Origin of the sequence: Flavobacterium sp. KACC 22761 (genome assembly GCF_034058155.1) — a bacterium.
Lineage (GTDB): Bacteria > Bacteroidota > Bacteroidia > Flavobacteriales > Flavobacteriaceae > Flavobacterium.
The window spans coordinates 3993371-4006401 of sequence record NZ_CP139148.1 but is presented as its reverse complement, the minus strand read 5'-3'; the positions used below and the strand labels follow the sequence as shown (position 1 = coordinate 4006401).

At 38.5% G+C, this 13031-nt stretch carries 2 protein-coding genes; both read left to right on the top strand.

Annotated elements, in window-relative coordinates; genetic code table 11:
- The first annotated feature begins 38 nt into the window (after positions 1–38).
- Positions 39–2984 carry a DUF8202 domain-containing protein gene (locus tag SCB73_RS17295; protein WP_320567442.1) on the top strand — a complete coding sequence of 982 codons (2946 nt, stop codon included), beginning with the start codon at positions 39–41 and terminating at the stop codon, positions 2982–2984.
- Between the two features lie 67 nt (positions 2985–3051).
- Positions 3052–13029: an RHS repeat-associated core domain-containing protein gene (locus SCB73_RS17290; RefSeq protein ID WP_320567441.1), complete on the top strand. Its 9978-nt coding sequence runs from the start codon at positions 3052–3054 to the stop codon at positions 13027–13029.
- Positions 13030–13031: the final 2 nt, after the last annotated feature.

Here is a 13031-nt window from a genome sequence, read left to right as displayed (position 1 = left end):
TTTGATTGGTTTGATCTTTCTCTATAAAAAGTAAGCTTATGAAAAATGTTTATCTCATAATTATCTGCAGTTTTATTTCAACATTCAGCTATGCACAGACACCGGGAGGTGTAACAGGTTCGCAAGCATGGTTTAAAAGTAATCGTTTGGCCAATGGAAATTTTAATTGGATCGATTTCAGCGGAGATCAAACCAAACTCAATAACTGGAATACTAAGAATGAGTATTCAAATATCGGTCGCTATTTTAACTTCAATCCAGGATTGTACTTTGATGGCAATAGTCGTGAGTTTTTTTTAAATCAAACCAACTTACAGCAAGGTACCATAATTGGAATTTTTGGGCATTCGACAACCTATTTCAATTACGAGAATACACTTTTTGGGATCAAAGGCCGCACGGATGAAGGCACCATAATCACAAATGATAAGATCGCAAACAGTGCTGAAAGAGATGGAGAAACACTAGATTATGGAAGTCAGTTTGGAGAAGATTTATTTAGAAAGGCTGACAATAGTGAAGGCACTGATGCAAAATACAGGGAAAGAGCCTTAAAGATTGTTTCTTATTATCAATATCAGCAACCCCATACTTCTGTTTGGGGCGAGGATCAAACATCCAGTTTGACATTAGGATATGCCTATTTAAATAGGGCAAATGGTTTATCTACTTATGACTTAAAAAATTTCAATAATAATTTCTACGGATATATTCCCGAAATATTAGTTTATAGCCGTGTTCTGACGCCACTTGAACGTCGAAAAGCCGAAACTTATCTGGCAATTAAGTATGGCGTTAGCCTTAGCAATTCGTATATATCAAGTGATGATAAATTACTTTGGGATTTTAGTGCCAACACTGCCTATAATAATCGTATAAGTGGCATCATGCGTGATGACCTTAGCGCACTAAATCAACCTTTTTCAACTACCAGCTATGAAGAAAGTCCTTATTTTTCTGACGCTTACGATTCATACGTAGAACAAACATATCACGATCAGACTTCAAGATATAGATTGCTCGTCATGGGACAATCTCCAGCAAATGACCTGGCAGACAAGAATGCCACCTTATGGGGAGATGACAATGGCGCTTTAACTACCAAAAACGAAGGTGGGATTGCAGGCATTAAAAGAATGACAAGAACATGGAAACTAGTTACCAATACGCCACCACCAACCTCAGAGCAAAAAATATTGTTATTTAACAATAATGGTTTGGAAACCGATTCTGGTTTTGGGCAATGCACATTCACCAATAAAACTGCGAACACAACGGGAATTAGTGTCACTCAAACACCCTTACAAGGAAAAAATGGTTATCTCGAATTTATTACTGCAGCGACGGGTAGTACACTCATCATAAAATTTGGCGCGAAAGATGGCCTTCCGAGTTCACAGGATTTTGGTGTAAAAATTGACCCAAGCGGTTATATATATATTCTTGAAAATACTAAACAACCGCTCTATATAGGATGGGTTACTCCTAATTTCAATAAAACAACTCTCGAAAAAAAAGGAGATCAGGTTTATCTAAACATTTATGATTCGAATGGTGCTAAAGTTATTACAAGTCGAACTTTACCCGTTTTACCTACAGATATCGATAAGCCTTTTTATGGAATTGTTTCAATAGAGAGAAAAACTGCAGATGCTTATCTAAAAGTAGTTCACGGCGGATTTGTAGCTACAGGATCAAAAGTTGAGCTCTCTTATGATGCTTCACGAGCGGCCGAATTTGCCACTAACACAGACAGAAGTTTTTTAATTATAGACCGTTCAGGAACGGGAGACTTTGGTGTTGAAAATGTAGAATATTATCCCGTTAGCGAGATTGATGCCAGCAGAAAAAAAATCATTTTCAACAATGTGATTTGGGATGCTGATGGTAACGGTAAAGACGTTTTTTCTTTTGGCTACAAAGATGCATCAGTCAGATTGATAGCATTAGAAGAAGGAGTAAATCCCACTTGTCAAGACGGCGTTCTACAGGAAAACGGTAAAATTAATATAGAAGTAAAAGAAGGTTTGCCGGGTTATAAATATACGCTGAATAAAACAGGAACAACCACAGTCGTACAAACAGGAACTTTTTATGAATCAAAAAACACATTGACCGGAATACCAGCTGGAAATTATGATTTGACACTGGAAATGGTGGGCACCAATTTTGAAAAAACAGGTGGAACCACTGCAGTAGCAAGCTGTTCAAATACGCCTATGACCACTGGAGGAAACGGAACACTGGAATGGGCGGTAACTGATTTTACCTCCGATAAATATATTGGCTTTATCAGCCAGAAGACGACCAAAACTACAGCAGTACTTAATTATGGAGTTCAGATAAAACAAAATCAATTGTATTTCTGGAATAAAGGAGTTGCTTCTGGCAATGCTCTCGCTACTCTAAATAAAGGCAACAGAATAAAGCTCAATATGCAAAGTGGCACGCTGCAATGCTGGGTCGATGATAATTTGGTTGGCACTCAAAATCTGGCAATGGCAGATGTTTCATCAGCTTATTATGCATTTGTACTAATGGAGGGATCAAGCAACGGAATTTACAATTTAGTGCATACTGGTTTAGTTACAAGTCCGGCAAAACTCGTTTGGACAACCGCCACTAATCTGAACATTATTGAAGGAGACGGCGTGACGAGTAAGGTTGTTCAAAAAATTGAGCTTATAGCGCCAGAATGTAAAGAAATTGTTCCGCCAATAACCCCTGTAATTACCGACAATCTTGTGGTGGCACCGGTACCTTCAAAAGCAGGAGCTAATTTCAATATTTATGTAAAATTAAATAACCCTTCAGAGGTTATGGTGCTCATATTTAATTCGGCTGGTGCATTAATAAACCAGCTGCGTAACGCTGAACCGCAACTGACCAATACGTTTGTTACCAGCATTCCAACCAACGGAATCTACATCATAAAAGTATTAACGGCGGAAGGTGAATTCTCTAAATCTATAATTATCAATTAAAAGTTACGTATTCCAGTACGACTTTTAAAACTCAATAAAATAATCCATCTACCAATTTAGGAAAACTATGGAAAAGCAAGAAAATTTAAAATCAACGATACACCGAATTACAGCAACTATATTGGCAACCCTAATTTTTGGACAAAGTGCCTTTGCTTATAATGTAAAATGGGGTAGAGAAACAGTTTCTAATAAAGTTTCTAAAATCGTAGGAACTAATAAAAACTATAGCAATACTGCAACTGTTTCAGATGTGGCCTTGTCGCATCGGGATTCAAAAACAGTCGAAAAAAATGAAACAGCAAGAGCAGGCCAAACCGTAATTCCGGCATTAGAAAACGGAGGGATTATTGGGGTTTACGCAGGCAGGTTATTGGACAATCCTGCTGATAATTTGTTCCATTTTAATTTAAAAGAACCATTACAATCTGACGATCGAGTTAAGTTAGTTTATGAACTACAGGGAGTTTCAGATTATCATGGAGTAGCGATAAGTGTAAACGATGAATTTGCAACAGGCGGAACCTGGGTAGAAAAAAGCGACCAGTGGAGTAAACAGGAACAATATATTGCAGCAACAAGTTTACATCAAGGCGATAATACGATATTATTTTCATTGCCTGAAAATGCTGCTTATGGTTATCAGGTTCGCCAACTGGCTTTTGTAATTGAAAAAGGAAAAGCAAAAACACTTCGATTGGATAACCTGACAGCTCTAAGTTGTAAAGGCGAAGCTTATGTAAGTGGCTTTGTGGATGGATTAGCCGCAGAAAGCCAAATTACTATTGAAGGAAAAAAAATAACACATCAAAATGGTTTTTTTGAGACTATTTTGCCATTAGGTACCAGTCCGAAAGCTACGGTAACTATTACAACAAGAGGACAGATTTTACAGCAAAGTATTGTTGTTAAACCTATTGCCGCAACGCATCAGGAAGAATTAACTAACGTTTTTGCAGGACAATCTAAAACCTTTGTAAAAGGTCAAAAAATGCAGCTTTCTGTTGGAGCTGCAAGTATTGAGGTAAACGAAAATGCCTTACTAGAAAATAAAACTTTGAGTATAACCCCTCTTAGATCGCTTGATTTACCAGCACTTGATCCTACAATGACCAATTTAACGACAGGTAGAGGGTATCGTTTTTTACCTCACGGCGAACATTTTGCAGAAGGTGCATTGATAAAATTGGGCTATAACAAAGAATTGCTTCCTCCAGGATATACAGAGGAAGATATTCGAACCTTCTTTTTTGATAAAAACACTGGACATTGGGAGGCTTTGGAACGTGATAGCCTTGATGTGGCCAATCAAATCATCATATCAAAAACGACGCATTTTACAGATATGATAAATGGAGTTATTAAAACTCCGGAATCTCCCGATACGCAAGGTTTTGCAGCTACAATGATGAACGACATCAAAGTCGCAGACCCCACAGCGGGAATACAAAGTATACAACCTCCAACAGCAAACCAACAAGGTTCTGCAAATTTAAGTTATACAATTGAAGTGCCGCCGGCGCGAAATGGCATGCAACCAAACATAACTGTGAGTTACAATAGCGATGGTGGCAGTGGCTGGCTTGGCGAAGGCTGGGACATACAAATACCAAAAATTACAGTTGATACGCGTTGGGGAGTTCCAAGGTATAGTACAACAGAAGAAACTGAAACCTATAGTTTAAATGGTACAATGTTGGTTCAAATGGACAATCAAAATCCAGTAGTAGCACACCGTGGGGATAAAATTGCCCGTAAATCAGGAGAGGTTCAGTTTTATCAGAGAAATGAAGGCAGTTTTAATAAAATTATACGATCAGGATCTAGTCCTAAAGACTATGTTTGGGAAATTACCGATAAAAATGGTGTAGTTTATCAGTATAAACAGCTGCTGCAGGCAGATAACGGAAACATTGCCGAATGGTATTTAACCAAGGTTACCGAACTACATGGAGACTATATTAAGTATAATTATTTGACAGAAAATGAGACTGTACAAGGAAATGTAAAAGCAAAAGCCGTTTATTTAAAAACTATTGAATATGGAAACAGCGGTCAAGAAGCTCATTCCGTTGTTACTTTTAACAGTAATACATTAAAAACAGTAAAAACCGTCAGTGGCCGTTATGGTTTTTTAACGTCAAATCAAAAACTGCTTGAAAATATTGTGGTACAACATCAGCGTTCTTTTGTTAGATTCTATGATTTTGTTTACAAAAAAAATGACGGGGCCTTTAAAAAAACACTCCTGGAAAAAATTATACATAAAAGCGGATCTCAAAATCAAGCTTTTGAGCACGTTTTTGACTATTACGATGATGTAAAAGCTTCAGAAGGATATGTCCCTTTTACTAACAATACCGAGAATTGGAATACAGGAAATGATAAAATAACTGGCAAGGGCATAATAACAAAAACAAATATTACCAAAGATGGTGTAAACTTTAATGATAAAATTTCAGCGATTAGTGGAGGAACGACAACTTCAGAAGGATTTTCTTTGTATGTCGGATTTGGTGTGTATGATGGAGGTGTAAACTCTACCAGTAATACAGTTGGAGCAAGTTTTTCTTTTTCTCCTTCGCAATCAAAAGGCCTTTTGGCTTTAGTAGATATTAACGGCGATGGACTTCCTGATAAGGTTTTTAACGAATCAGGACGCATTTATTATCGACCAAATTTAGGAAATGGCACTTTTGGAGATCCTTTAGAAGTTCGCGGAATCTCAACTATTGCATTTTCTAAATCAACGGGAACTAGTTATGGCATCGAGACAAAACCTGGTTTTGGCAATGCAGTAGTTACTTTAGGGACGAGCTATGAAAATACCAAATCAACAACTAGTGCCTATTTTCAGGATGTAAACAATGATGGATTAGTTGATTTGGTGCGTGATGGTGTAGTGTATTTTAATCACATTGTAAATCTTGATGGCAATCCTATTCCAACTTTTACTACTTCAAGTTCAGATACTGCCAGTCCCATAAAAGGTGGCGGAAATATAGACAGCAGTTTTACTGCGGTAGATCCAGACGAACAAGCAGAGGCAATTGCTAATTCGCCTTTGCAGGATGTGGTGCGTGTGTGGGAAGCTCCTTTTTCGGGAACCATAAAAATTGAAAGTACAGCTACGCTTATAGCACCTACGGGAGATTATGATCAGGAAGAATATGCTTTGGCAGATGGTGTTTTTGTAGGTATTCAAAAAGGTGGAGTCCAAATTGTTCCGCAACAAGCGTTAACCAAATCAGCGCCTTCAGCAAATCTTTCCTTGGCTTCACAAACAGTCGCGAAAGGAGAGAAAATTTATTTCAGGCTTCAATCCGGACGTACCGATCTGGCCAATGGCGCTTTTGATCAGGTCGATTGGAATCCGGTTATTACCTATACCGACGCAACACGAGCAGGCTTGCCTACAAATCCTGATGGACAGCAGCGCTTTAGCTATAAAGCAAGTGAAGGTTTTGTCGTAGAAAATAGCACGGCTAATGTTGTACTCCAAAAAGCAAATGAAGCTGGAGCAGTTCAGGTAACAGGAGTTTTTACAAAACCCGTTACCAGCGATGCTGTTCAGGTCAGCCTTTTAGGAAAAAACAGTTCAGGTACTTTTGAAACACTTTGGTGCAAGACATTTGCCCCTACAGAAACGTTTAATAACACATTGACAGCAGCAACACTTTTGCCTGCTCTTGCAACTGATTATCAGGAATTAAAAGTAAATATTACCAGTGATACCAATGTTGCCTGGGATAAAATAACATGGGATGCCACATTAACACATTATCCGGCAGGAGCTTACACAGCGATTACACCCATTCCTTCAGATGTAAATTGTTCAGGAGTCAATAAGGTAAATATTACAGGAACATCAGATTATGAAACCATACCATTTAAGGATTATAGCATATTTGGTTATCATTTGATCGAAGGACAATTGTTTACTGCCGCGTCAACGGGTACAAACCAAATTGTTCCAACATTTGTAGCGACAAATACAAATGGTGTAGCTTATAAACTAACACTTTCTGCAAAAACAAGTACCGGAATCTTATTAGGCAAAAAGAATTACACCATGCTGAACGGGCAGCTTACAGATGCGACACCGTTAACCATCACAGCGACAGCCGGAGATAAAATCTGGCTGGAGTACTCCCTTTCTGATCCTGCGGCTTTAGGGATTTTATCAGCAACAGTAGCGACTACACCAACGGTATTAGTAAATGGAACTCCCTTGGTAGCTGCTTTATTTGTTCAAAATGCAGGCGAAGAAAAATTTGGCTCCATGCTGCGTCATTGGGGGCAGTTTGTTTACAATGCAATGGAGGGAAGATACAACAAACCAATTGATGAGAGTAAACTGGTATTACCGGATTCTGAGAGCGCAGAAATGGATCCCCGAAAAATGATCTTTACAATGATGACTCCTGATGTTACTACTAAAAAATATTGGTCAGGACCTAATAATTTGACCTATATAAAAGGTGCTGAAATGTCAAGTTCGCGTTTGGGAGAGAATAATGTAGTTTTAACAAATCCTCTGGACGGTTTGACTGCAGGAGAATTAAATACGAATAATAGATATTGTACGGAAGCATCCGGTGCGATTGGAGTTAATAAGATAACAAAATCTAAAAGTGTTGCTATACAAACTGGTTTAAGTGGATTCACAGCCAATACAGCAACAGGGAGCTCAGAAGTTATTATGGATTTTCAGGATATGAATGGAGATGGTTTTCCTGATATTATCACCAAAGGAAATATCCAGATGACTAATGCCAAAGGTGGCTTTGATGGTGAAAACATCCCAATTACAGGTTTACATTCCAGTAATAATGAAGCGTATTCCGTTTCTTACGGAGGACAAGCTTTCTTTTCATCTTCTGTAGCAACTGCCAAGGCAGACTATAAATCCGCAAAAGCAAATATTGATAAAATCGATATAAATACGCCACTAGATGCAGCTGTAGCAAGGTATAATGACAAAGATGCGGCTAAGTCGGCTTTAGGCAAAGCCAAAAATGATTCTAATTCCTTAACCTATAGTGGTGGAGTTGCTTACAATAAAGAGGCAACAGTTCAAACGTGGACAGATGTAAATGGAGACGGGCTACCAGATAAAATTTTAAGCAATAAAAAAGTCCAACTCAATTTAGGCTACAGTTTTACAGAACCTATAGATTATGGGCTTGAAGATATTAATAAAGGAGAATCGATTTTTCCGAGTTTAGGTATGGGTGTTGATTTTGGATCGTCTTCAATTACGGCTGGATACGGAATTAATAAAAACATTACCTGGAATGATTTTAGCCTTCAAGATGTCAATGGTGATGGATTGGTAGATCAGGTCTTTAAAAATGATTTGGTTCGCCTAAATTTAGGAGATCGTTTTAGTACTCCAATGCCGTGGAACGGATTAGGAATTTTGGGTCAAGTTTCTTCTACGGCAGAATCATTGAATACGGCATTCACAGTCGGAATACCATTGCCAACTCCAGCAACTCCAGCTTTCAAATTAGCCATAAATCCAGGAGTAAGTGCTGGACTTTCAAGCAACCGTGTAGAAAGCCAATTACAGGATATTGACGGCGATGGTTTTCCAGATTATTTGACCTCTACACAAGATGACGAAATGACGGTAAAACGCTCTACTATTGCACGTACTAATAAGTTAAAAGCAGTGCACACGCCATTTGGTGGAGAATATATAGTTGATTATAGCCGCAGTACGCCGACTTATGATCATCCGGGAGGAAAATGGGTTATGCAGAGTGTAGTGATAAAAGACGGAATTGCCAGCGATGGTGTTGATATGAAAACGCAGTTTGCCTACGCGAAAGGAAAATACGAACGTCACGAAAGAAGCTTTTTAGGTTTTGGCGAAGTAAAAATTCAAAATATAGATACAGAAAATGGCGATAAAGTGTACAGAACTTTAACCCAAAACTACGATGTATCCGATTATTACAATGCCGGACAATTAGTAAGTTCTGTTTTGGCGAGCAATGAAGGGACAGATGCGCAGACAAATGCTGGAGAAAAATTTACAGAAAGCACGCAGAACTATTATACATATTCGGTAAAAGCATCAGGAGACGAATATAATTTTACGCCTGTAACTAAAATGTGTTCAGACCGCGGCGTAAGTTTTAACCCAGTTAAAAAAGAAGTTTCATTTGCTTATGAAGGCGGCAGAAACCCGCTTCAGCTAAGCGAAGTAAATTATGACTATTATGTAAGCAAAGGAGAGTTTGGGAATCTGAGAACCTACAATTTTAAAGACAACAGCACTGGAAGCTACACAACAGATTTGATGTATAAATCAAATTTAACGAAGCATATCATCGGGGTTCCGTATATATACAGGGTTACTACAGGAGGAAAAGTCGTCAAGGATGTTTACGCCCAAATGGATATGGATTATAACCAAGTAATGCAATATAGGGCAAAACTAAATGACGACGAGTGGGCTTCTACAAGTTTTTTCTATGATGCGTACGGAAATGTAACCCGAAAATATCTTCCACAGAATTATAAGGGGGAAATGCCGACTTTTTATTACCGTTACGATGATAAACTCAAAATGTATGTAGAAGAAATCTCAGATAATTTTGATTACAGAAGCTATTTCCGAAGATATGACACGCGTTACGGAATTCCTCAGGAAACTGAAGATATTAATGGTTATGTAGTACTAAAAGAACTGGACGAACTTGGCCGCATCACGAGAATTCAGGGGCCGAAAGAAGCTGCTGCAGGACAATTGTACACCATTCAGATGGAATATTTCCCAAAAACAATTGTGGCCGATGGAAAGATAACCCGAACAGCTTATGCAAAAACCAGACATTTCGACGCCCAGCACCCGAACGACCCGATTGAAACGGTGACTTTTGTGGACGGAATAGGACGAGCCATTCAGGTCAAGAAAGATGCAGCCATTACCGATAATAAAACGCCTGATCAGCAGAGCGATGTGATGATAGTTTCAGGACGTGCAAAATTTGACGCTTTCGGGCGTGTGAAAGAAGCCTATTACCCACAGACTTCGGTACTTGGAGACTGGAATAAATTTTTGGACAGTTATGATTTGGTTGAACCAACCAAAACGACTTATGATATTCTGGACAGACCCATTACGACTACTTTGCCGGATGGTGCAGCCACAAAAATGGCCTACACCATTGAAGGAGATTTACTGAAAACCGAAGTTACAGATGCATTGAATAATGTAAATGCAAGTTATGCCAACGGTTCAGGATTAACCATGAAAACTCTTGATGCCAACAGCGTTGCAACGCAGTTTGCTTATGATGGAATAGGAAGAAATATTCTGGTGACCGATGCGCAGGGACAGCAGACCAAAAGCACGTTTGATATGGGCGACAGACGCATAGAGCTGATTCAGCCTGATGCCGGAAAAAGCACCTTTAAGTTTGATGCTTTAGGGAATTTATTGGAAAGACAAACAGCAAATCTGGAAGCCAAAAGCAAGAAGATAACCTATGAATACGAGTACAACAGACTGACCAATATTCATTATCCTGAAAATCCCCAGAATGATGTACGTTATGTTTTTGGCACCAAAAACGAAAGCCAGAACCGCAAAGGAAGGCTGATTTTGATGGAAGACGCCACAGGCGCACAGGAGTTTTCGTATGGCGTTATGGGCGAGATCGAAAGCATAAGAAGAACGGTTATTGTGCCTAATTCTGCCGTGGCAACGTATGTTACAAGCTGGAAATACGACAGCTGGAACCGTTTACAGGAAATGATTTATCCCGATCAGGAAAAGATAAGTTATACGTATAATTCAGGCGGATTATTGCAGGCTGTTGCAGGCCAAAAAGCCTACAGCTACAATTATGTAAACAAAATTGGCTACGACAAATTTGAGCAGAGAAGTTACCTGAAATACTGCAACGGAACGGAAACCAAATACAATTATGAGCCCTTGAGAAGAAGGCTTGATAACATGACCGTTGCCTCGGGAACTGGCTATCAGGGAACGAATACGCCGAGAACATTCATGAACAACAAGTACCAATATGATAAAGTAAGCAATGTATTGAACGTGACTAATAGCGCCGCAGGCGTAACGAACAAAATGGGCGGTATGATGGCGCATAATTATGCGTACGACAATTTGTATCAATTGACTTCTGCGAATGGAGTTTACACCGGAGCGGATCAAAAGACAGCCAATTATAATCTGGAAATGAAGTACGACGATCTGCACAATATTGTGAGCAAAACGCAAAACGTAACGCAGAACAAAGTGACAGAAACCGGAGCTTTGAAGGCTGGTTATACGATGAATTATAATTACAATAGTACCAACAAACACCAGCTTGACAATGTAACCGAAACTGAGTACAGAACTAAAAATACTGATCCTAAAGTAGACAAGCAGAAAAACAACAAATATGTTTATGATGCAAATGGGAATATGATTTACGTGAATACTGAGGAAGTAAAAATTGATGGAAAAGTTGCTGAAAAAGCGCTTGAAAAGAAACTTTTATGGGATGAAGAAAATCGTTTACAAGCTATTGATATAAATGGATATGTTTCCAATTATACTTATGACGCCGGAGGCGAGCGTGTAACTAAGCTTTCAGGCGGAGGACAAGGGATATTTGTGAATTCTGTATTTGCGGGAGGAAAAACGTCGACTTCAGATTTCACATTATATGTAAATCCTTATTTAGTCGCACAGAACGGCGGAAGATATACGAAACACATCTATATTGGAAGCCAAAGAATAGTTTCAAAATTGGGAGATTTTGATTCTTACGGAGCTGACCCAAGACGTGTTGAGAAAGCGGGCGAATCATTTTCAGGCGTAAAAGTAAATTATGATGCTAAATACAAAAAAGCGCTAGAAATTACTAAAGCAAATTACGATGCATTTGAAGTTCCTTATTATGGCGTTGATAATAATGATTATGTTAATGGTTTAGGTTTCTGCTGTAATCCATCTCAAAGTGCAAGTGCCAGCAGTTCTACCGCTAAATCTGCTAAAAACGATAACGCAGAACTGCAACAGTTTTATTATCACCCGGATCATTTGGGTAGTTCGTCATATATCACTAACTTAGACGGCGAAGTTGTTCAGCATATAGAATATGTACCTTTCGGAGAAGTTTTCTTGGAAGAGAAGAATGCGAAATGGAATACTCCCTATTTGTTTACTTCTAAGGAATTAGATAGAGAAACAGGACTTTATTATTTTGGTGCGAGATACCAAGATCCAAAGTTAGGAATCTTCATATCTGTTGACCCATTAGCGGAGAAATCAAGACGTTACTCTCCATATGTGTATGCGCTTAACAATCCTATTCGTTTTATTGATCCTGATGGTATGATGGCAGATGACTGGAAAACTGATGCTAATGGAAATATGATATTTGACCCTAATCTTACTAAAGAAAATGCTTCAACTCAATTAAATGACGGCGATTCATATGTTGGAGCTACCTATACAGAAGAAGTTTCTAATGATGCAGGAAATTATACTCTTAATTATAATGCAGATGGAAGTATTTCAGCATCGGATAATTATAGTAGTCCTTCTAGTGATGGATTGAGAATTTTTGGTAATGGAGGAGATGCTACAGGAGGTAGTGGAAATTTAGGAAACGATAGAGGTTCCGGATCGATTGATGCTCCAGGTCATGATTTTAACACCATGTTTGATTTTGGTAAAATGCTTGGGAATTTATTTTCGGGGTTCCTTATCTCAAATCCAACAACAATGGGATTAGGACTAAAGTTAAAGTACAGTAATTCTAATAATCAATCTACTCCTGAAACTACTACAACTCCTGCTGAACCAGAAACATTTACAGGTCAAAGATATCATTATACAGCTCCAGATCCTGTAGGTGTTAGTAATTCTGTTCCTTTTGCTGGAAAACCTATTGATACCACAGTTCCAGTAGGAAATAAATCTATAATTAATATATTAAACACACGAGATTCAGTCCGATCAGCTAAAGAATCAAGAGAAAAAAACATAGAGCATAAAAGAAAATTTGGATATTAATA

Coding starts and splice junctions, on each gene's coding strand:
- SCB73_RS17290 (WP_320567441.1), top strand. CDS start 3,052: ATGGAAAAGCAAGAAAATTTAAAATCAACGATACACCGAATTACAGCA.
- SCB73_RS17295 (WP_320567442.1), top strand. CDS start 39: ATGAAAAATGTTTATCTCATAATTATCTGCAGTTTTATTTCAACATTC.